The sequence below is a fragment of the Butyrivibrio sp. AE3003 genome, from assembly GCF_000686065.1.
Lineage (GTDB): Bacteria > Bacillota > Clostridia > Lachnospirales > Lachnospiraceae > Butyrivibrio > Butyrivibrio hungatei_A.
Genome location: NZ_JMLX01000001.1, coordinates 558026 through 579703 on the forward strand (window position 1 = coordinate 558026; position 21678 = coordinate 579703).

Annotated in this window: 18 protein-coding genes and 1 pseudogene; all 19 read left to right on the forward strand. The window is 41.5% G+C overall.

The window, feature by feature from the left end; genetic code table 11:
* Window positions 1–42: 42 nt before the first annotated feature.
* The 19 genes and pseudogenes from CD00_RS0102695 to CD00_RS0102785 all read left to right on the forward strand — a co-directional run bounded on the left by CD00_RS0102695 (window position 43) and on the right by CD00_RS0102785 (window position 21664).
* Window positions 43–633 carry a hypothetical protein gene (locus CD00_RS0102695; protein WP_207640439.1) on the forward strand — a complete coding sequence of 197 codons (591 nt, stop codon included), beginning with the start codon at window positions 43–45 and terminating at the stop codon, window positions 631–633.
* A 29-nt stretch (window positions 634–662) separates the two neighbouring features.
* On the forward strand, window positions 663–2060 hold the full coding sequence (locus tag CD00_RS0102700) for a glycine--tRNA ligase (protein ID WP_026654504.1): 1398 nt from the start codon (window positions 663–665) through the stop codon (window positions 2058–2060).
* A gap of 11 nt (window positions 2061–2071) precedes the next feature.
* Window positions 2072–4729, forward strand: coding sequence for an alanine--tRNA ligase (gene alaS, locus CD00_RS0102705; RefSeq protein ID WP_026654506.1), 2658 nt, complete (start codon window positions 2072–2074; stop codon window positions 4727–4729).
* 359 nt (window positions 4730–5088) lie between these two features.
* Complete coding sequence (locus CD00_RS0102710) at window positions 5089–5529, forward strand: hypothetical protein (RefSeq protein WP_155841187.1); 441 nt, start codon at window positions 5089–5091, stop codon at window positions 5527–5529.
* Window positions 5530–5746: 217 nt separating this feature from the next.
* Window positions 5747–7477, forward strand: coding sequence for a methyl-accepting chemotaxis protein (locus CD00_RS0102715; RefSeq protein WP_026654510.1), 1731 nt, complete (start codon window positions 5747–5749; stop codon window positions 7475–7477).
* A gap of 149 nt (window positions 7478–7626) precedes the next feature.
* Window positions 7627–8391: a class B sortase gene (locus CD00_RS16980; RefSeq protein WP_051594061.1), complete on the forward strand. Its 765-nt coding sequence runs from the start codon at window positions 7627–7629 to the stop codon at window positions 8389–8391.
* 162 nt (window positions 8392–8553) lie between these two features.
* Window positions 8554–8730, forward strand: coding sequence for a 30S ribosomal protein S21 (gene rpsU, locus CD00_RS0102725; RefSeq protein WP_013280615.1), 177 nt, complete (start codon window positions 8554–8556; stop codon window positions 8728–8730).
* Between the two features lie 139 nt (window positions 8731–8869).
* Window positions 8870–9739: a metallophosphoesterase gene (locus CD00_RS0102730; protein ID WP_034461934.1), complete on the forward strand. Its 870-nt coding sequence runs from the start codon at window positions 8870–8872 to the stop codon at window positions 9737–9739.
* Entirely contained in the window at window positions 9740–10489 is a 750-nt protein-coding gene (locus tag CD00_RS0102735; protein WP_026654512.1) for a segregation and condensation protein A, read from the forward strand.
* A gap of 4 nt (window positions 10490–10493) precedes the next feature.
* Window positions 10494–11063: an SMC-Scp complex subunit ScpB gene (scpB, locus tag CD00_RS0102740; RefSeq protein ID WP_026654514.1), complete on the forward strand. Its 570-nt coding sequence runs from the start codon at window positions 10494–10496 to the stop codon at window positions 11061–11063.
* 153 nt (window positions 11064–11216) lie between these two features.
* Window positions 11217–12647 carry an acyl-CoA carboxylase subunit beta gene (locus CD00_RS0102745; protein ID WP_026654516.1) on the forward strand — a complete coding sequence of 477 codons (1431 nt, stop codon included), beginning with the start codon at window positions 11217–11219 and terminating at the stop codon, window positions 12645–12647.
* A gap of 17 nt (window positions 12648–12664) precedes the next feature.
* Window positions 12665–13516 (forward strand): OadG family transporter subunit, encoded by an 852-nt coding sequence (locus CD00_RS19040; RefSeq protein ID WP_185750379.1) that lies wholly within the window; start codon window positions 12665–12667, stop codon window positions 13514–13516.
* A 54-nt stretch (window positions 13517–13570) separates the two neighbouring features.
* Window positions 13571–13927 carry a biotin/lipoyl-containing protein gene (locus CD00_RS0102755; protein ID WP_026654517.1) on the forward strand — a complete coding sequence of 119 codons (357 nt, stop codon included), beginning with the start codon at window positions 13571–13573 and terminating at the stop codon, window positions 13925–13927.
* Window positions 13928–13971: 44 nt separating this feature from the next.
* Window positions 13972–15114, forward strand: a complete 1143-nt coding sequence (locus tag CD00_RS0102760; RefSeq protein ID WP_026654518.1) for a sodium ion-translocating decarboxylase subunit beta — start codon at window positions 13972–13974, stop codon at window positions 15112–15114.
* 24 nt (window positions 15115–15138) lie between these two features.
* Window positions 15139–16551: an oxaloacetate decarboxylase subunit alpha gene (locus CD00_RS0102765; RefSeq protein ID WP_026514277.1), complete on the forward strand. Its 1413-nt coding sequence runs from the start codon at window positions 15139–15141 to the stop codon at window positions 16549–16551.
* A 93-nt stretch (window positions 16552–16644) separates the two neighbouring features.
* Window positions 16645–18826 (forward strand): annotated as a pseudogene (locus tag CD00_RS16990) (glycogen debranching protein).
* Entirely contained in the window at window positions 18813–19382 is a 570-nt protein-coding gene (locus CD00_RS0102775) for a hypothetical protein (protein WP_026654519.1), read from the forward strand. Before CD00_RS16990 ends, CD00_RS0102775 begins: the two are co-directional and overlap by 14 nt.
* Before the next feature lie 58 nt (window positions 19383–19440).
* The gene (locus CD00_RS0102780; protein ID WP_026654520.1) at window positions 19441–20118 is read left to right on the forward strand and encodes a response regulator transcription factor; all 678 of its coding nucleotides are present in this window, start codon (window positions 19441–19443) and stop codon (window positions 20116–20118) included.
* The gene (locus CD00_RS0102785) at window positions 20105–21664 is read left to right on the forward strand and encodes an ATP-binding protein (RefSeq protein ID WP_330370294.1); all 1560 of its coding nucleotides are present in this window, start codon (window positions 20105–20107) and stop codon (window positions 21662–21664) included. The genes CD00_RS0102780 and CD00_RS0102785 overlap by 14 nt, the downstream gene beginning before the upstream one ends.
* Window positions 21665–21678: the final 14 nt, after the last annotated feature.

Here is a 21678-nt window from a genome sequence, read left to right on the forward strand (position 1 = left end):
ATCAGCACAACTATGCAGGTTAATACATTTCGACTTAATAAAATGAAGAAGATAGCCGTTGTTTTCATGACTGCAACTATTTTCGTTGTGCTCGCAGGATGCGGAGAAGAGAAAAAGGACATTACGTCAATTAAGATTGACAGCAAAGGGAACATCACAAGTGTAATCTATGATGATTTTGCCGGAGAGAATTACAGTCAGGAAGAGTTTGATATTGGTAATTCTGCAAGGGTTGAAGCATATAACGAAGAGTGCCTTGGTGAGAGAATTACTGTTGAATCAGTTGAGAAAGACGAAGAGACATCAAAGATTAAGGTTGTTATGACATATGACAGCCCGGACGATTATAAAAAGTTTAATGGTAAAGTTCTTTTTTACGGAACCGTTAAAGAAGCAGAGAAAGCAGGATACACGCTTACAGACAAGCTTGTAGACAGTGAAAGAAAGGCACCTGACAAGGATATCTTAAAGAAATATAAGAATAAGCATGTTATCATTACAGAGGACAAGACTACATTTATTGCGCCTTATAAGATTGATTACATGTCTGTAGGTGCAAGGTTTAACAGCAAAAAGGAAGCGGATCTGTCGGGTTGCAGTACACAGCTCGTAGAGATACTTCTTTCAAAATAAAAAAATATTCGCAGGAATGGAGACAGACAATGGAAAATAGTGCAAAGACAATGGAAAAAATTATAGCTCTTGCAAAGGGAAGAGGCTTTGTACATCCGGGCAGTGAGATTTACGGCGGACTTGCAAACACATGGGATTACGGAATTTTAGGTGTTGAGCTTAAGAACAACATTAAGAAAGCTTGGTGGCAGAAGTTTGTTCAAGAGAGCCCTACCAACGTAGGCGTTGACTGTGCCATTCTTATGAATCCCCAGACATGGGTTGCTTCAGGACACATTGGAAGTTTCTCCGATCCTCTTATGGATTGTAAGGAGTGTCATGAGCGTTTCAGAGCAGATAAGATCATTGAAGACTATGCTGCAGAGAACGGCATTACACTTGAGTCAAGCGTTGACGGTTGGTCACAGGAGCAGATGAAGGCTTATATTGAAGAGAACAATATTCCTTGTCCTTCCTGTGGTAAGCATAATTTTACAGATATCAGACAGTTTAACCTTATGTTCAAGACTTTCCAGGGCGTAACAGAGGATGCCAAGAATACGGTATACCTTCGTCCGGAGACTGCACAGGGTATTTTTGTTAACTTCAAAAATGTTCAGAGAACATCACGTAAGAAGATTCCTTTTGGTATCTGCCAGGTTGGTAAGTCATTCAGAAATGAGATCACACCCGGTAACTTCATTTTCCGTGTAAGAGAATTCGAACAGATGGAGATGGAGTTCTTCTGTGAGCCTGATACAGACCTTGACTGGTTTGCATATTGGAAACAGTTCTGTATTGATTTCCTTAAGAGCCTTGGCATGAAGGAAGAAGAGATGAGAGTAAGGGATCACGATCCTGAAGAGCTTTCATTCTATTCAAAGGCAACAACTGATATCGAGTTCCTCTTCCCGTTCGGATGGGGCGAGCTTTGGGGAATCGCAGACAGAACAGACTACGATCTTACACAGCATCAGACTGTATCCGGTGAGGATATGACATATTTTGATGATGAGAAGAGAATTAAGTATCTTCCTTTCGTTATCGAGCCTTCACTTGGTGTTGAGAGATTGTTCCTTGCTATGCTTTGCGGAGCATATGATGAAGAGGAGATCGGAGAAGGTGATGTAAGAACAGTTCTTCATTTCCATCCCGCTCTTGCACCTGTTAAGATCGGTGTGCTTCCTCTTTCAAAGAAACTTAATGAAGGCGCTGAGAAGATCTATGCTCAGCTTTCAAAGAAATATAATTGCGAATTCGACGACCGTGGAAACATTGGTAAGAGATATCGCAGACAGGATGAGATCGGAACTCCTTTCTGCATCACATATGACTTCGATTCTGAGACAGACGGTAAGGTTACCGTAAGATTCAGAGACAGCATGGAGCAGGAACGTGTTGCTATTGATGAGCTGGAGACTTATTTTGCTGACAAGTTTACATTTTAAGGAGTGATTAGATGAGACAATTTACAGCTAACGAGCTGCGCAAGACATGGAAGCAGTTTTATATAGACAGAGGACATGTTGATGTCGGTGCGGTTTCTCTTGTATCCGACGGTTCTACCGGTGTTATGTTCAATGTTGCCGGAATGCAGCCTCTTATGCCTTACCTTCTCGGTAAGAAGCATCCGCTTGGAAAAAGACTTTGCAATGTTCAGGGATGCGTAAGAACTAATGATATTGATTCTGTAGGTGACAAGAGCCACGTTACTTTCTTTGAGATGATGGGAAGCTGGAGTCTCGGGGATTACTTCAAAGAAGATCGTTGTAAGTGGAGCTATGAGCTTCTTACGGAGGTCTTTGGTTTTGATGCCGATCACCTTGCCGCAACAGTTTTTGCGGGCGATGAGAATGCTCCCAGAGATGAAGAGGGTGCTAAGTATCGTATAGCTTCAGGTTTTAAGAAGGAAAACATTTATTATCTTCCCGCTGAGGACAACTGGTGGGGACTTGAATACGGTCCTTGCGGTCCCGACAGTGAGATGTTCTATATTGCCGATAAGCCGGATTGCGGACCGAATTGCGGCCCCGGATGCGACTGCGGTAAATATACAGAGCTTGGTAACGACGTATTTATGCAGTATGAGAAGCATAAGGACGGATCGCTTACACCTCTTAAGCAGAAGAATGTTGATACTGGCTGGGGACTTGAGAGAATCCTTGCATTCCTTAACGGTTCCAAGGATGTATATCAGGTTGACGTATTTACACCTGTTATCAGTTATATCGAGAAGAATGCGGGTGTTAAGTATAATGCGGATGAGAAGACTACAAAGTCTATGAGAATTCTCGCAGATCACATTCGTACATCTGTTATGCTTATCGGAGATGAAGCTAAGCTTCTTCCTTCAAATACAGGTGCGGGATATATTCTCAGAAGACTTATTCGTCGTGCCGTAAGACACGCAAGAGCACTCAATCTCGGTAAGGATAAGATCATCGAGATGGCTTCAATCTATATCGACAAGGTATACAATGAGAGTTATCCGAATCTTGTAAAGAATCGTGAGTTCGTTCTTACTGAACTTTCAAGAGAGATTGCTCGTTTTGAGAGCACTCTTGAGAACGGTCTTAAAGAGTTTAACAAGATTCTTGAGAAGACTAAGAGCGAAGGCAAGAAAGAGATTGACGGAAGAAATGCATTCTTCCTTTATGATACTTACGGATTCCCTGTAGAGCTTACTGTAGAGCTTGCAGGAGAAGAGGGACTCCTTGTTGATGAGAAGGGATTTGCATCTGCAATGGAAGAGCAGAAGCAGAAAGCCAGAGACAATCAGAATTTCTCAGCTAACCTTTCAACCAACGAGGGTGTATTTGATGCGCTTGATGCATCTGTACAGTCTGAATTTGTTGGATATACAGATATTGAGGCAAAGGGCAAGATTGTTGCTATTGCCGATGAGACAAAGCTTGTTGACAGTGCGAAGGAAGGTGCCAACGTAACTGTTATTACAGATAAGACTCCTTTCTACGGTACAATGGGTGGACAGGTTGGCGATATCGGTGTTATCGAGGGCTCTAAGGGCACTAAGATTGAAGTTACCGAGACTATTCATGTTGCCGGCGGAAGAATTGCCCATGTAGGTAAGGTTGTATCCGGAAGCATCAAGAAGGGTGATAAGGTTACTCTTTTGGTAGATGCCGAGAACAGAGCTAAGACTTGCAGAAACCATTCTGCAACACACCTTCTTCAGAAAGCTCTCAGAGTTGTTTTGGGAGACCATGTTGAGCAGGCCGGTTCATATCAGGATCCTGACAAGACAAGATTTGACTTCAGTCATCATCAGGCTATGACTGCCGAAGAGATCAAGAAGGTTGAAGATCTTGTTAATGCCAAGATTGCAGAGGCACTTCCTGTATCAACCAAGGAAATGTCTATGGAAGATGCCAAGAAGACAGGCGCTATGGCATTGTTTGGAGAGAAGTACGGTGATGTCGTTCGTGTCGTTGAAATGGGCGATTTCTCTGTTGAGCTTTGCGGTGGTACTCATGTATCAAATACCGGAAAAATCGGCCTTTTCAAGATCGTATCAGAGAGCGGTGTTGCTGCAGGTGTAAGACGTATAGAAGCTCTTACAGGTTCAAATGCAAGAGAATATTATATAAATACAGAAAATACCCTTAATGAAGTTGCAAAACTTCTTAAAACGAATTCAGAGGGTGTTTCGGCACATATTAAAAAGCTTCAGGATGAACTTAAGGCTCTCAGAAGTGAAAATGAATCATTGAAGAGCAAAGAAGCTCAGGCAGCTCTCGGAGATGTAACAGATAAAGTTAAGCAGATTAATGGCGTTAATTTCCTTGCAGTATCAGTGAAGAACGTTGATATGAACGGGCTTCGTGACCTTGGCGATCAGATGAAGACCAAGATTGGCGGAGGTGTGATTCTCCTTGTGTCTGAGAATGACGGCAAGGTAAATCTTGTTGCAATGGCTACCGATGACGCAATGGCTAAGGGAGCTCATGCAGGTAATCTTATTAAAGCTGTTGCACCTATCGTAGGTGGCGGCGGCGGTGGACGTCCCAATATGGCTCAGGCCGGCGGTAAGAATCCTGTAGGAATTCCGGATGCATTAAAGGAAGCTGAAAAGATTTTAAGTGGCCAGATAAAATAATTAATCGTTACTGTTTAGTGTGAATATTTAAAACATATTTTTACGAGGTAACTGAAGGTTACCTCGTATTTTTTTTAGAAAATTAAATAAAAGTTAAAAATACTTCTATTTCTATTAATGAATATGTAATTTTCTGAAAACGTTTAAGATGCGGCAGTTAAGCCAAAAACACGACTTTACACAGTGATAACAAGCAATATTATAGCTTCTACGGGTATTGACAATCCTTTAGAAAATGTGATATAAAAATTAAGTCATGTAAAGTTTATGAGTTGATTTTTTTAAAAGACGGGGGACGTTTTTATTACTAGTTATTTATGGCTAAAAAAATAGGTTGACTAAAGGATTTGCAGGACGTTATGAGTAGAGGAGATAGTATATATATGCAGTGGGAAGAGAAGTGCAGATTTGCCGTTTCTCTGATTGGATTGAAGGTTATAGCAGTATTTGTTGTGATTTCCATGACGTTTGAGGGATTAAGTATTACGGCATTGGCACAGGATGAAATTTTTTCAGAAGGAATTTATCGAACTCTTTTTAATGATTCGGGGGATAGCGGTTACGCATCGAGCGCTATTAGCAGTTCGGCTAATACCCAGATGAGTAATTCCGATACTGTAGGAATGGAACGTGATAGAGACAAAGGTGCTCTGTCTTCCGTCGCTGGATTCATTGGAGGGGTTGCGGTATTTTTGATAGCGATTTCGATTCTTGGAACCATAGCTCTTCAGAATGAGAAAAATGTATACTATAACAGGAGTACTGATCCTGAATTTGATGATGAAAAAGATGACGATTAAGTTCGGCGTCTTTTTTTATTGTATATTTATAAATTATTAAATAATCATAAAATGGATTAAAATTAACGGAATTGTGTTTGAAATTATTTCTTGAATGTTATAATTGATGGTGATGGCAGGATAATAATTAAGTTATTTGTTTTTTTAGAGCAATTTAAAAAAGATAGATTTGTGTATTATATTTTCGGATCGGGTTGTCTATGAAAGGAGAGACTGCATGGATACTGGAAAGGTTCAACACAAACAAAAACTTCTTGTCAATGTAATTATTATAGCCGTGTCAACAATAATCGCCGTTGCGGTATTGCTTACGATTATGGCATCTGCGAATATCAAGAAGGTATATAACAACCTTATCCTGGAGGAGCTTAAGGCTACAACAGAGCATCTGGCAGATGAAGCCAAAGCTCTTAATGATAACGGCGACTGGAGCCTGTCTGAAGACGGCAATCTTCTTAAAGGCGGTGAATCTATTTCGGGTGAGCTCGGAGGAATCCTTGATACAATCCATTCTGAGACGGGTATCGATTATACCATCTTTTTTGGCGATACACGTGTTCTTACAACAATCTATAAAAGCGGAACAAATGAAAGGCTTATCGGTACAAAAGCTTCGGATGCAGTAATACAGGCGGTAATTAATGGAAAAGGTGATTATTCGTCGGGTTCTCTTATGATTGAAGGAATGCCTTATTACGGATATTATTGCCCACTTTTTAATTCCGACGGAAGCGTTGCTGCGATGGCATTTTCAGGACGAGAAACCTCGGATGTTAAGGCACATACCGGCAAAATTATTTCCTCTATGATAATTACTACGGTCTTTGTTATACTGGTAGTTACTGCTTTTGGAGTATATATGGCAATCAGGATATCTTCACAGATGCAGAATATCGCAAGATTCATAGATGAAGTCGCAAACGGTACTCTTAACGGCGAATTTGATGAAAAGATAATCGGTAACAAGAATGAGATCGGTGCGATTGCCGAGAGTACATCACTCCTTAACAGAAAGCTTGATGAAGTTATTTCTAAGACAAAGAGCATGTCAAAAGATCTGAATAAAGCCGGACTTGAACTGGCTGATTCTGCTTCACAGGCAACCTCTGCATCTTCTCAGGTTACGGATGCTATAGGTGAAGTTAGTAAGGGCGCGGTATCACAGGCCGAAAGCGTTCAAAATGCCGCTGCAAGTACGGATTCCATCGGAACAAATATAGATCTTATTTCTGAGAATATATCTACACTTGATGAAGCTGCGAGCCGTATGAAACAAAGCTGTGACAAGGCTACAGATGCTCTTGTTGAAATAGTAACCCAGAATTCAGCCGTTGCCGAGGCTGTTACAGAGATAGGTACGACGATTACCGCTACAAACAGCAGTGCAAACGAAATTGCCAAATTCTCAGATGCGATCAATGAAATTGCTTCCCAGACAAACCTTCTTTCACTTAATGCTTCAATCGAGGCTGCAAGAGCGGGAGAAGCAGGTAAGGGATTTGCGGTTGTTGCCGATGAGATTAGACAGCTTGCCGATGAGTCAAAGAGCAGTGCTGATGAGATCAAAGCAATAGTTGAAAAGCTTCTTGAGGATGCGCAGGCTTCCGTAAAAGTTATGGATTCCTTAAATGCAAGTATTGCGCTTCAGGGTGAGAACATTGCGTCCACTCAGAATGATATGACTGAGATGTCTCAGAATGTTGCGGTTGTTACGGATAATACACAGAACATCTCCAAGATGATCGATAACCTGAATGATGCCAAGATTGCTCTTGTCGAGATCGTACAGGATCTTTCGGCTATTTCTGAGGAGAATGCCGCATCTTCGGAGCAGACAAATGCATCCATGCAGGAACTTAACGCTACATTCTCGATAATTGATGAATCTGCAAGGAGACTCCAGAACCTTGCTATGGATCTTGAAGAATCAATAAGCTACTTCAAATAATACTTGAACTGCCGGAAGAAGGGGCTGCGGGCAACTGTAGTCTCTTTTTCTGTGAAAGGTGAATGTCTACGACTTTGCGACAGTTGATAAAAGCTAATCCCGAACTTATAATAAATTGATATTCAGGTTAAAAACGTAAAGGGCGTAGTATGAAGAACAAGATCAGAATAGCTGCAATTATCTTGTGCGTGGCAGTTATCGCCATTGAGGCGGTTAATGTTGTAAAAGATAAAAAAGAACTGACTTTGGCAGTAAATGAATATGACAGCATACGAAGTGAATATGCTCTTTTGGAGACGGCTGATAAAACTGATGACGGCTATCCCGACATGGAGGTTGATATTGAGAAACTAAAGGAAAGGAATCCCGATATTACAGCGTGGATATACATTCCGTGCCTCGATATCAGTTATCCTGTCGTAAAAGAAAAGGAGATAGACGAGTATCTGCATAAGACTATTGAAGGTAAGGAAAGCTACGCCGGAAGTCTTTTTGAGGATGTCCTCAGTGACGAAAACTTTTGCGGATTGCATGATATGATATTTGGTCATAACATGAAAGACGGTTCAATGTTTGGAAGTTTAAAGAAAGTTTATTCTCCGGAAAACAGTAATCTTCTCAAAGATAATCCGTATGTGTATATTTATACGGGCGATACGATATTCAGATACGAAGCGTTTGCCTACGAGATAACGACTGCGGGGAGCGAAGCGTACAGTGAAGTTACGGATGACGAGGGATACGACCGTTTTATGGAATATATCTTTTCAAACGATCAATGGGGGATTGAAAAAGAAATAGCCTTTGACAAAAGGCCGTCAATCCTTACGCTTTCAACCTGTAGCGGCTTTACGGGAGGAAAGAAGCGGTTTGTTATTCATACCTACAAAGAGGGACAAAAGAAAATCAAATAAAAAATACGATAGAAAAATATGTTACTTACGAATTAGTGCTTGACGACAAAGTATTTTGTGCTATAATATTTTTGTTATGTGAGCTTTAATGGGCTTAAAACATAATAAATAACCCAATCAGTCATGTGCTTGAAGGGACTGAAGGGAGGGTAAGAGTAGAAGATGTCAACTGTAGTAGTAAAAGAAAACGAGACTTTGGATAGCGCATTGCGTCGCTTTAAGAGAAGTTGTGCGAAGGCTGGAATCCAGCAGGAAATTCGTAAGAGAGAACACTACGAAAAGCCTAGCGTTAGACGCAAGAAGAAGTCTGAAGCAGCAAGAAAGCGCAAATATAACTAAATTTAAATGTGAAAAAATCCTTGGAGTTTCCAGGGATTTTTTTTATGCTTCGGATGTGCACCTCGCGGATATTTTTTTATGCTATAATATCTCTTGGTGATTTTTGAAATGAAATAAACGGATTTGAGAGTATTTATATATGACATTTTTTTATTGTGCTGCAGCAATAATTTTGTTTATAATATTGTGCGTTGTTGTAATTTATCATGACACGCATAATTTTGTTGTACGGACTTATGACCTTGAGTCGGATAAGATAAAGGGCGATCACACTTTTGTTCTGATTTCCGATCTTCATGGATATTCGTTTGGCAAAAATAATGAAAAGCTGGTCGATGCGATTGATGCCGTAAAGCCGGATATTATACTCTGTGCGGGAGACCTTTTTAACGCGCGCAAGGATAAAAAGCCGATAAAGTATGAACCGGGATTTGAACTGGCAAAGAGCCTTGCAAAGAAGTATCCGTTTTATTATGCGAATGGCAATCATGAGTACAGGCTTAAGATTTGGACCTCGGATTACGGTAATTTCTATGACAGATATAAGAGCAGACTTAAGAAGGCGGGAGTAACCTTTTTAGAGAATGAGTCGGTGGGAATTGCGGACGGGAACATCAGGATAACGGGTCTTGACCTTAATATGAACTATTATCGCAAGATCTTAAAAAGAAAAATGGAACCCGGATTTTTAAAGAGAACTTTGGGCGACAGCTCAAAGAAAGAGTTCCAGATTCTTATAGCACACAATCCCCAGTATTTTGAAGAGTATGCGAAATGGGGCGCCGATCTTACGGTGGCGGGACATGTTCACGGAGGTATAGTCAGACTGCCGCTCCTTGGAGGTGTTATCTCGCCTACGATAGCTCTTTTTCCTAAATATGACGGCGGACATTTTGAGATTGATAAAAAACATCTGGTCCTCAGCAGGGGGCTTGGAACACATACGATCCAGGTCAGAATGTTCAATCCCTGCGAGGTGGATGTTATTAAAATACATGAGGCGAAATAAATGTCACTTGAGGTAAAACTGCAGGTCTTTGAAGGTCCTCTCGATCTTCTCATGCACCTTATAGACAAAAACAAAATAGATATCTATGATATCCCGATCGTTACGATCACCGAGCAGTACATGGATTATATAAATGCCATGCAGAGGGATGATATGGAAGTTACAAGCGAATTCCTTGTAATGGCTGCGACACTCATAGATATCAAGTGTAAGATGCTTCTTCCCAAGGAAGTCAATGAGGACGGAGAGGAAGAGGATCCGAGAGCAGAACTTGTAGAGAAACTTCTTGAATACAAGATGTACAAGTTTATGGCTGACGAACTCAAAGACAGACAGCAGGAAGCTGACATGCAGTGGTTCAGAAGCAGGAATATACCTAAGGAAGTCAGCGAGTATGAGGCTCCAATCGATTTTTCCGATCTTATAGGGGATGCGACACTTTCCAAACTTAATTCAATCTTCCAAGAGCTTCTTAAGAGGCAGGAGGATAAGGTCGATCCTATCAGAAGCAGATTCGGAAATATCGAAAAAGAAGAGGTCGATATGGATGCCAAGACTCTTTATATAAAGGCATACATACGGGAACATGACAGATTCAGCTTTAGGCAGCTTCTTGAAAAGCAACACAGCAAGACAGAGATAATCGTGACATTTCTGGTTATGCTTGAAGAGATGAAGCTTGGAGAAATTGAGATAGAGCAGGACGAGACGTTCGGAGATATCATTATCAAATCAAGAAAGGCAAGTTGATACCATGACAAGTAAAGAAGGCGCAGCGATCATAGAAGCAATCCTTTTTACAATGGGAGATTCCGTTGAGATAAGTGCTTTGGCGAAAGCTATGGAAGCGAGTGCAAAAGAGGTCAAAGAGAGCATAGAATATCTCAAGACCAAATATGAAAACGAAGACAGCGGCATCGGTATTATCGAACTTGAGAATGCTGTACAGCTCTGTACCAAAAAAGAGATGTACGAGTACCTTGTAAAAATAGCAAAGACTCCGAGAAAGGCGGTTCTTACCGATTCTCTTATGGAGACACTTTCAATAGTCGCTTACAAACAGCCCATAACAAGGCTTGAAGTGGAGAAGATAAGAGGTGTTAACAGCGATCACGCGGTAAATCGTCTTGTTGAGTTCGGGCTCATTCAGGAGCTCGGAAGACTTGATGCTCCGGGAAGACCGCTTCTCTTTGGAACGACGGAAGAATTCCTTAGAAGTTTCGGCGTAAAGTCGCTTGAGGAGCTGCCTACAGTAGGTGCTGTTCAGGTTGAAGAATTCAAAGCTGAGGCAGAGCAGGAAGTTAATGTCAAGCTGGATATTTGATTTTATAATATAATGTTTTCGGAAAAAGGCAGAAAAAATGCTTTTTTCCTTTTTTTTGACTTTCTTTTTTGCTATACTATATTCTGACTTAAGTTGCGTTCTTTTTCCAAAAGATTAACATAACTTAAATATATTTACGGAGGTTAAAGAAAAATGAGTAGTTCTTCACAAGCGAGTCAAAGAATTATCTCTTTGCTCGACGAAAACAGTTTCGTTGAAATTGGTGCTCTTGTGACAGCCAGAAACACAGATTTCAATCTGAAACAGGAAGAAACACCTTCAGACGGTGTTGTTACCGGCTATGGTGTTATAGACGGTAATCTGGTGTATGTTTATAGTCAGGATGCATCAGTACTTGGCGGTTCTATAGGTGAGATGCACGCTAAGAAGATCGTTCGCCTGTACGATCTGGCTATCAAGACAGGATCTCCTGTAATCGGACTTATCGATTCAGCAGGACTTCGTCTTCAGGAGGCAACAGATGCGCTCAACGCATTTGGAGAGATTTATCTTAAGCAGGTGGAGGCTTCGGGCGTTGTTCCTCAGATTACAGCGATCTTCGGATCATGTGGCGGTGGACTTGCACTTATCCCTTCAATCACAGACTTCACATTCATGGAGTCTGAGAAGGCTAAGCTTTTCGTTAATTCACCTAATGCTCTTGAGGGCAACTATAAAGAGAAATGTGATACATCCAGTGCAAAGTGGCAGAGTTCTGAGGTTGGCAATGTAGATGTTGTTGCCGATGAAGCTACTGTTTATGCACAAATCAGAGAACTTGTATCTCTTCTTCCTTCAAACAACGAGGATGCAGATGCATACAAGGAGTGCTCTGACGATCTCAACAGAGCATGCGAGAACCTTGACGGTGCTATCGAGGATCCCGCTGTTATTGCAGGTCAGATTGCTGACAACGGTCTTTTCTTTGAGACAAAGAGAGACTATGCAAAAGAGATGGTTACCGGTTTCATAAGACTCAACGGAGCAACTGTTGGACTTGTTGGAAACCGTACAGCTATATATGACGAGAACGGAAAGGCTTCTGAGAAGTTCGATGATAAGCTTACAGCTCATGCATGCGAGAAGGCTGCAGAGTTCGTAAACTTCTGCGATGCTTTTGATCTTCCTGTTCTTACAATCACAAATGCAACAGGATTCGGTTCATCAAAGTGTGATGAGAAGCATGTTGCAAAGGCTGCTGGTAAGCTTGTTTATGCACTTGCAAATGCTACAGTACCTAAGGTTAACCTTATTACAGGCAAGGCATTCGGAAGTGCTTATGTGATCATGAATTCTAAGGCAATCGGAGCAGATATCACTATCAGCTGGCCCGGTGCACAGATCGGATCAATGGATGCAAAACTTGCTGCAAAGATTATTTGTGATGGAAAAGATGCAGATACTGTTGCAAAGGCTGCAGCTGATTATGCAGAGCTTCAGAACAATGTTAAGAGTGCTGCTGCGAGAGGATATGTTGATGAGATCATCGAAGCTGCCGATACAAGAAAGTATGTGATCGGTGCTTTTGAGATGCTTTTCACCAAGAGGGATGAACGTCCTGCAAAGAAGCACGGTACAGTATAATGAAGGGAGCGCTCAAAATGAAACGTAAAATTTTAGTTTTGGGAGTGATACTCAGCTGCCTTTTTGGACTCAGTGCTTGCGGTGAAGCTGCAGAAGGCTCCTTGGACAGTTACAGATATCCAAAAGAACTGTTTAAACCTGATTCATTGGAGCAGTATGCAACATATATCGAGGATAAAGTTTTTGAGGGATGGTATCTTAACGATATCACACCCGAAAACTTCGATGAGAAGCAGTATCTTGGCTTGGCAATGAAATTTGATGAGAATAACCTTACCATCAAGGAAGTCAATGAAGATGATTTTAATGCTATTAAGTCAGGATATATAAGCTGGTACAAGGCAGTTGAAGAAGTTGGTTTTAACAGTGTTGAGACTCTCAATGATGATATAAAAGTTACCGATGTAAAATACTACATCAACGATGATGATGTTCTTGTTGTAGATGCTACAATTCAGGGAACAAAACATTCCGCGCTTTTGCAGCTCTATATCAACAATGATTTCAGTATTCGTGATGCAGGTGTTACGGTAAACAAGACACTTGGAGAGAAACTTACGAATGCCGGTCTTAATACACTTCTCGGCATGGGAATGGCTTTTGCCATCCTTATTCTCATCTCGCTTATCATCTGTCTTTTCCCTGTTCTTTTCGGAGAGAAGAAGAAAAAAGTAAGCGACAAAGATATTGCAGCAAAGGCAATGGATAACACAATAAGCCAGATTGCTGAGCAGGAAGATCTCTCAGGAGATTCAGAGCTCGTTGCCGTTATCGCCGCTGCGATCGCTGCGTACGAGGGAAGCGGAAGCACAGATGGATTCCGTGTAAGATCGATCAGAAAAGTAAACAATAATTGGAAAAAATTCTAATAATGACATCGGGTACACGGAGACTTGAATCTGTGTCGGATGAAAGGAGAAACAATGAAAAACTATACAATAACCGTAAACGGAAACGTATATGATGTAACAGTAGAAGAAGGCGCAGGAAGCGGAGTAGCTCCTGTAGCTTCAAGTGCACCTAAGGCTCCTGTAGCTCCTGTTAAGAAGGCAAGCGCAGGTGCTGGTTCAATCAAGGTTGAGGCAGGTGCTGCCGGAAAGATCCTTAAGATCAATGCCAGCGTTGGACAGGCTGTAAAGAAGGGCGATACAGTTATCACTCTTGAGTCTATGAAGATGGAGATCCCTATGGTAGCTCCTTCAGACGGAACAGTTGCAAGTATTGATGTTGCAGCAGGCGATTCTGTAGAGGCAGGAACAGTTCTTGCAACTCTTAATTGATGAATCAGAGAAAGTATTATTTTATACAGAAATGAGGATAAAAAATGGATTACATAGTTAAGACATTATCTAATCTCTGGGATCAAACTGCATTTACTTCAATGTCTGTCGGCAACTATGTCATGGTTGTCGTAGCATTGGTTTTCCTGTATCTTGCAATTGCCAAGGGATTTGAGCCATTACTTTTGGTTCCGATTTCGTTTGGTATGCTTCTTGTAAATATCTATCCTGCTATTATGGCTGAGCCTGTTGGCGAGTCTGCAGGTGGATTGTTACATTACTTCTACATCCTTGATGAGTGGGCAATTCTTCCTTCTCTTATTTTCATGGGTGTAGGTGCTATGACGGATTTCGGACCGCTTATTGCAAACCCTATAAGTTTCCTTATGGGTGCAGCTGCACAGTTCGGTATTTTTGCAGCTTACTTTATTGCTATTGCACTTGGTTTCAACGATCAGGCTGCAGCAGCTATTTCAATCATCGGTGGAGCAGACGGCCCTACTTCAATTTTCTTGGCTTCTAAGCTTCATCAGACAGCAATTTTAGGACCTATTGCGGTTGCGGCATATTCATATATGTCACTGGTTCCCATGATCCAGCCGCCTATCATGAAACTTCTTACAACTCAGAAGGAAAGAACAATCAAGATGCAGCAGCTTAGAGAAGTTACTAAACTTGAGAAGATTCTTTTCCCTGTAGTAGTTACAGTAGTTGTTAGTATGATTCTTCCCACAACAGCTCCTCTTATCGGAATGTTGATGCTTGGAAATATATTCAGAGAGTCAGGCGTTGTTCGTCAGCTCCAGGAGACAGCTTCAAATGCACTTATGTACATTGTAGTTATCCTTCTCGGAACTTCTGTTGGTGCAACAACAAGTGCTGAGGCTTTCCTTAATATGACAACAATCAAGATCGTTATTCTTGGTCTTTGCGCATTCGCTATCGGAACTGCGGCAGGTTGCCTTCTTGGTAAGCTGTTGTGCTTCATTACGAAGGGCAAGATCAATCCGCTTATCGGATCAGCCGGTGTATCAGCCGTTCCGATGGCAGCTCGTGTATCACAGAAAGTTGGTGCAGAATACGATCCTTCCAACTTCCTGCTCATGCATGCAATGGGACCTAACGTTGCCGGTGTTATCGGTACAGCGGTAGTTGCAGGTACATTCATGGCAGTATTTGGAGTATAAATCACAGAAAGGGTGAAAATAGATATGGCAGATATTGAAAAGAAACCAATTCGTATCAATGAGACTGTTCTGCGTGATGCTCATCAGTCACTTATCGCAACAAGAATGCCCACAGAGGTTATGTTGCCTATCATTGATACAATGGATCAGGTTGGATATAACGCAGTAGAGTGCTGGGGTGGTGCAACATTCGATGCTTGCATGAGATTCCTTAAGGAAGATCCCTGGGAGAGACTTCGTAAGTTAAGAGCAGGCTTTAAGAATACAAAGCTTCAGATGCTCCTTCGTGGACAGAACATTCTCGGATACAAGCATTATCCGGATGACGTTGTTGATTACTTCGTTCAGAAGTCAATCGCAAACGGTATTGATATAATCAGAATTTTCGACTGTCTTAACGACCTTAGAAACCTTGAGGCTTCGGTTAAGGCATGTAAGAAAGAGGGCGGACATGCTCAGATCGCTCTTGCATACACACTTGGTGATGCATATACAGAAGAGTACTGGATGAATATCGCTAAGGATATTGAGTCTATGGGTGCAGATTCAATCTGTATCAAGGATATGGCAGGACTTCTTCTTCCTTATGAGGCTGAGAAGCTTGTTAAAGCTCTTAAGAGTGCTACAAAGCTTCCTATCGATCTTCATACACACTACACTTCAGGTGTTGCCAGCATGACATACATGAAGGCAGCTGAGGCCGGTGTTGATATCATCGACTGCGCAATTTCTCCTTTCGCACTCGGTACATCACAGCCTGCTACTGAGGTTATGGTAGAAGCATTTAAGGGACAGCCTTTCGAGACAGGTCTTGATCAGAAACTTCTTGCTAAGATCGCAGATCACTTCAGACCTTACAGAGAGGAGTGCCTTGCAAGCGGCCTTATGGATGCAAAGGTTCTTGGTGTTAACATTAAGACTCTTATGTATCAGGTTCCCGGCGGAATGCTTTCTAACATGGTTAGCCAGCTTAAAGAGCAGAACGCAAGCGACAAGTACGATACAGTGCTTGAGGAAATCCCTCAGGTTCGTAAGGACTTCGGTGAGCCTCCGCTTGTTACACCTTCTTCACAGATCGTTGGAACACAGGCTGTTATGAACGTTCTTATGGGCGAGAGATACAAGGTTGCTACAGACCAGACAAAGGATCTTCTTGCTGGTGAGTACGGAAAGACAATCAAGCCTTTCAATCCCGAAGTTCAGAAGAAGATCATCGGCGACAGAGAAGTTATCACATGCAGACCTGCAGATAAGCTTGAGCCCGGACTTAAGAAGTTCGAAGAGGACGTTAAGCAGTGGAAGCAGCAGGATGAGGACGTTCTTTCATACGCACTCTTCCCTCAGGTTGCTACAGACTTCTTCAAGTATCGTATGGCACAGCAGACATCGGTTGATGTTGCTGCCGCTGATACAAAGAACGGAGCATATCCTGTTTAATTATTAAAAATTTTAGAGCTATCAGATGTAAATATTTACGTTTGATAGCTCTTTTTAACGCTTATTTAATGAATATTATGGTAAAATTAATGCATGAGTGAATACAGACGGCATAAAAAAAGCAGAAAGTTAATAGATGCCGAAAAAAGGCAGGGTGTTGAACTGAAGGAAAACGAAATTGAACGTCAGTTTATTCCTTTGGATGAGGTTAACGGCTATAAAATAAGGCCCGGCATTGCTGATTTGTATGGGGCAACTATGCTTCCCGGTGGGATTAATTTTACGATTTATTCCAACGGTGCGACATCTATTGCGCTTCTTTTGTATCACAGAAATGATAAGGAGCCTTTTGTGACGATTCCTTTCCCTGAGAGCTACAAGATAGGAAAGGTTTATTCAATGATCGTTTTTGGACTGGACATTGAGAACCTTGAATATTGTTATAGCGTGGATGGGCCTTGGGATCCTGATAAAGGGCTTCTTTTTGACAAGGAAAATACATTGCTCGATCCTTTTGCAAAAGCGGTATCCGGACAGAGAATATGGGGCGAAAACCTCACTTCAGGTACATATAGGGCGAGAGTGGTAAGGCAGAATTTTGCGTGGGATGATGTGTCGAGCCTTGGAACTCCCATGTGCGACACGATAATCTACGAGATGCATGTAAGAGGCTTTACGATGGATGAATCATCAGGCGTAAAGTGTAGAGGAACATTTGAAGGAATTACCGAGAAAGCGGATTATCTCGAAGCACTTGGGATCACGGCTGTTGAACTGATGCCTATTTTTGAGTTTGATGAGACTCGTGATATGCGAGTTGCAAACGGAAGGATACTTCTTGATTATTGGGGATACAATACCACGGCTTTTTTTTGCTCCCAATACGAGTTATTCGCATGAAGCCGAGCACAACAAGGAAGGTGTTGAGCTTAAATATATGATAAAAGAGCTCAAGAAGAGGCATATAGAAGTTATCCTTGATGTTGTATTTAACCATACGGCGGAGGGCAATGAATACGGGCCTTTTATCTCGTTTAAAGGCTTTGACAATAATATTTATTATCTGCTTACACCTGACGGAAAGTATTATAATTTTAGCGGATGCGGCAACACTATGAACTGTAATCATCCTATGGTTCAGGAGTATATTGTTTCGTGCCTTCGCTATTGGGTGGAAGAGTACAGAGTTGACGGTTTCAGATTCGATCTTGCAAGTATCCTTGGACGAGATCAGGACGGCGCACCTATGGAGAGACCGCCGCTTATTCAGAGAATTGCTTACGATCCCATCTTGGGAAATGTCAAGCTTATTGCCGAAGCGTGGGATGCCGGCGGAATGTACCAGGTAGGTAGTTTTCCTTCGTGGAAGCGCTGGGCAGAGTGGAACGGTAAGTACAGAGATGACATAAGATCGTATCTTAAAGGCGATATTTGGGCTGCTCCGGAGGCTGTTAAGAGAATTACAGGCTCCATGGATTTGTATGGCGGATCGTATATGGGATATGAGTCCTCTGTTAACTTTATAAATTGTCATGACGGATTTACACTTTACGATCTTTATGCATATAATAACAAGCATAATGAAGATAACGGCTGGAACAATACGGACGGCGCAAACGATAACAGGAGCTGGAATTGCGGATATGAAGGTGATACCGATGATCCCGGCGTTCTTGACCTGCGATTCAGGATGATGCGAAATGCTGTGACTGTTCTTATGTGCAGCCGAGGAACTCCCATGATCTATGCGGGAGATGAATTTGGCAATTCGCAGTTTGGCAATAACAATGCGTATTGTCAGGATAATGAAATATCATGGCTTAACTGGAATCTTCTTGAAAAGAATAAAGCCTTTTTCTCTTTTTACAGGAATATTGTTCAGTTTAGGAGAAAGCATGCGGCGATACGAAAAGACCTTGAGAGAGCTAAATGCGGCTTGCCCTTTGTGTCTGTTCATACAGAGAATCCGGACAACGGAAATATCACAAAGGACTCAAAGGTTATATGCGTGCGTTTTGCCGGCTTTGATGAAAAGAAGGGCCGTGATGACATAGTATATCTTGCGATAAATGCTTATTGGGAAGATATACAGATAATGCTTCCAAATCCGCCAAGTGGTGCGTATTGGGGGCTCTGCGTTGACACAGGAGGCGATGAGGAAGGTAAGTTCTACTTTAACAGACCAAAGCCTCTTACATGGAGAAATAAAACTTTGAAAGCTAGGAGTGTCAGCGTATTCATAGCTTCATACGGAGTTGAATATGGCAATCAATGATGAGCGTACAGATGCAAATTTTATAGTGGGGGGTTATGACTTCTTGTCTGAACTTGATGCTCAGAAGGCGTCTTTGGATCTGTCCAAGATAAAAGTTCTGGAAGAGCGTGTGAAGGCAAGCAGACCCAATGATATAAAGGCTGTATACGAAAAGGCTATAGAGAATAAAATATTTAAGTCCCCTATAGGATGGCAGTATCTTGCAAGACTTAGGGAAAAACTATATGCGAGCGGCTTTTCGGAGGAAGAACTTATTCCTATACCGATACCGGTCAGTCTTACAAGGCATTCTGCTTTTGAAAATCTGTCGATCCAGCAAAGGATCAAACCTGATGCAAGGGACAGCAAAGCAGAATTTAAGAGATTATTCCCATATATTCTAAATATCTTTTTACTGATAATTGTAATTGCAATGTTCATTATCGCATCGACCGGTGACAGCGATAATATTTTGAATTACAAGAGGAATGTGACAAACCGTTACTCTTCGTGGGAGCAGGATCTTACGCAGAGGGAAAAAGTAATTCGTGAAGCAGAAAAAAAAACTTGGCATTGAAAGCTCTGAGGGTTATTATGATGATGCGAACAATGACTAGGTTAGGAGGAAAGTCAGAGTGGATGATTTAAAGATTTTGGTTGTTGATGACGAGAGCAGAATGAGAAAGCTTGTCAAAGACTTTTTGATAAAGGATGGCTATATCGTAATTGAGGCCGGTGACGGCCAGCAAGCGCTTGATATTTTTTATGAGGACAAAGAGATTTCTCTTATTATTCTTGATGTTATGATGCCTAACAGAGACGGCTGGGAAGTCTGCAGAGAGATCAGGAAAAATTCCAAGGTGCCCATCATAATGCTTACCGCAAAATCGGAAGAACGCGATGAGCTTCTCGGATTTGAGCTTGGTGTTGATGAATACATATCAAAACCTTTCAGTCCCAAGATTCTTGCAGCCAGAGTTTCGGCTATTTTGCGAAGAGCCAATATTGTGACAACCAACGAAGTAATGGAAGAGGGCGGCATTACAATTAACAAAGTCGCTCACAGCGTTACGGTTGACGGTAAAGATATTGAGCTTAGCTATAAGGAATTCGAACTGTTATCATTCTTCTTCGAAAACAAGGGCGTTGCTCTTTCCAGAGAGAAGATTCTTAATAATGTGTGGAACTATGACTATTTTGGTGATGCACGTACTATCGATACACATGTAAAAAAACTTCGCGGAAAGCTCGGAAATAAGGGCGATATGATAAAGACTATTTGGGGAATGGGTTACAAGTTTGAAACAGACTGAGACTTCTATCGATAAAAAAGTGAAGACACATTCCGTGCGCGCAGAGATCAGTGCAGTATTTATTTTAACAATGCTGGTGACCTTTGGATTGTGGTTTATCATAAATGTTATTTTTCTTGAGCGATTCTATGTGCAAAAGAAAAAAGAAAATATTATCGAGGCTTATGAGCTTGTTGTGAGCGCCATAGCCGATGACAATATTGAATCTTTTGAATTTGAGCGCAACATGCGCCTTATTTGTGAAAGATATAATATTGATATGGTAGTTTGTGATAATGAAACAAAGGTTATCAAGAGCGTTTCGAGCAACAACCAGCTGGTCAATGTCCTGGTTGATTGTTTGATGCAGTCTATGAAACCTGCGCCTATCAAAAAAACGGTCGAAGAAGACCATTTTGTGTTGAGTCAGGGGACTTACGACGGAAACGGATACACTCTTCAGAAGAGTATAGATAACGGTAACAACAGCGAATATATCGACATTTGGGGAACGGCAAAAAGGGCCGACGGCATAAATCTAAATGTCGTTTTCATTCGTTCGAAAATGGAGAGTATCGAAGACAGCGTTGCAATCTCCAATAAATTCATGGCATATGTCGGTGTTGTCGCACTTTGTATCGGCTCAATGCTTGTTCTTATTATATCCAAGAAAGTTACGGCTCCGATCAAGAAGCTATATCTTATTTCCGATGAGATGAAAAAGCTTAATTTTGAAGCCAAGTACGAAAATAACAGTGATTATAAAAATGAGATAGATGTTCTCGGGAAGAATATGAATGAACTGTCCGAAACGCTTGAAACATCTATCAAAGATCTTAAGAATGCCAATATCGCACTCAAGCATGATATTGCCAAGAAGGAACAAATAGATGAGATGCGAAAGGAATTTCTTTCGAACGTATCTCATGAACTTAAGACTCCCATTGCACTTATTCAAGGGTATGCCGAGGGTCTTAAGGAAGGCATAAACGATGATGAGGAGAACAGGAATTTTTACTGTGAAGTTATCATGGATGAGGCATCCAAGATGAATATTATGGTAAAAAAGCTCCTTACGCTCAACCAGCTTGAGTTTGGTAACGACAGTGCGAATATGGAGCGCTTTGATATAGTCGAGATGGTAAAGAACTATATCAGATCTGCAGAACTTTTGGCTAAACAGAAGGATGTAACCGTAAAGTTTGGCGAATATCATCCGATATTTGTATGGGGAGATGAGTTCAAGATCGAAGAAGTTCTCCAGAATTATTACAGTAACGCGATCAATCATGTTAGCGGTGATAAAATAATAGAGATAAAGCTTGTTCACAAAGACGGCAAAGTCAGAGTATCCGTATTTAACACGGGAGAACCTATTCCGAAGGAAAATATCGATTTTATCTGGGATAAGTTCTATAAGGTTGATAAAGCCAGAACAAGAGAATACGGCGGAAGCGGTGTGGGCCTTTCCATTGTTAAAGCAATAATGGAAAGCATGCAGCAGGACTACGGCGTGATCAACTACGCGAACGGCGTTGAGTTCTATTTTGAACTTGAAACTAAATGACAAAAGAGGATGAC

Excerpts from the sequence above, each read along its gene's own strand:
- CD00_RS0102695 (WP_207640439.1), top strand. The coding sequence starts at position 43 with ATGAAGAAGATAGCCGTTGTTTTCATGACTGCAACTATTTTCGTTGTG.
- CD00_RS0102700 (WP_026654504.1), top strand. The coding sequence starts at position 663 with ATGGAAAATAGTGCAAAGACAATGGAAAAAATTATAGCTCTTGCAAAG.
- alaS (WP_026654506.1), top strand. The coding sequence starts at position 2,072 with ATGAGACAATTTACAGCTAACGAGCTGCGCAAGACATGGAAGCAGTTT.
- CD00_RS0102710 (WP_155841187.1), top strand. The coding sequence starts at position 5,089 with ATGAGTAGAGGAGATAGTATATATATGCAGTGGGAAGAGAAGTGCAGA.
- CD00_RS0102715 (WP_026654510.1), top strand. The coding sequence starts at position 5,747 with ATGGATACTGGAAAGGTTCAACACAAACAAAAACTTCTTGTCAATGTA.
- CD00_RS16980 (WP_051594061.1), top strand. The coding sequence starts at position 7,627 with ATGAAGAACAAGATCAGAATAGCTGCAATTATCTTGTGCGTGGCAGTT.
- rpsU (WP_013280615.1), top strand. The coding sequence starts at position 8,554 with ATGTCAACTGTAGTAGTAAAAGAAAACGAGACTTTGGATAGCGCATTG.
- CD00_RS0102730 (WP_034461934.1), top strand. The coding sequence starts at position 8,870 with ATGACATTTTTTTATTGTGCTGCAGCAATAATTTTGTTTATAATATTG.
- CD00_RS0102735 (WP_026654512.1), top strand. The coding sequence starts at position 9,740 with ATGTCACTTGAGGTAAAACTGCAGGTCTTTGAAGGTCCTCTCGATCTT.
- scpB (WP_026654514.1), top strand. The coding sequence starts at position 10,494 with ATGACAAGTAAAGAAGGCGCAGCGATCATAGAAGCAATCCTTTTTACA.
- CD00_RS0102745 (WP_026654516.1), top strand. The coding sequence starts at position 11,217 with ATGAGTAGTTCTTCACAAGCGAGTCAAAGAATTATCTCTTTGCTCGAC.
- CD00_RS19040 (WP_185750379.1), top strand. The coding sequence starts at position 12,665 with ATGAAACGTAAAATTTTAGTTTTGGGAGTGATACTCAGCTGCCTTTTT.
- CD00_RS0102755 (WP_026654517.1), top strand. The coding sequence starts at position 13,571 with ATGAAAAACTATACAATAACCGTAAACGGAAACGTATATGATGTAACA.
- CD00_RS0102760 (WP_026654518.1), top strand. The coding sequence starts at position 13,972 with ATGGATTACATAGTTAAGACATTATCTAATCTCTGGGATCAAACTGCA.
- CD00_RS0102765 (WP_026514277.1), top strand. The coding sequence starts at position 15,139 with ATGGCAGATATTGAAAAGAAACCAATTCGTATCAATGAGACTGTTCTG.
- CD00_RS0102775 (WP_026654519.1), top strand. The coding sequence starts at position 18,813 with ATGGCAATCAATGATGAGCGTACAGATGCAAATTTTATAGTGGGGGGT.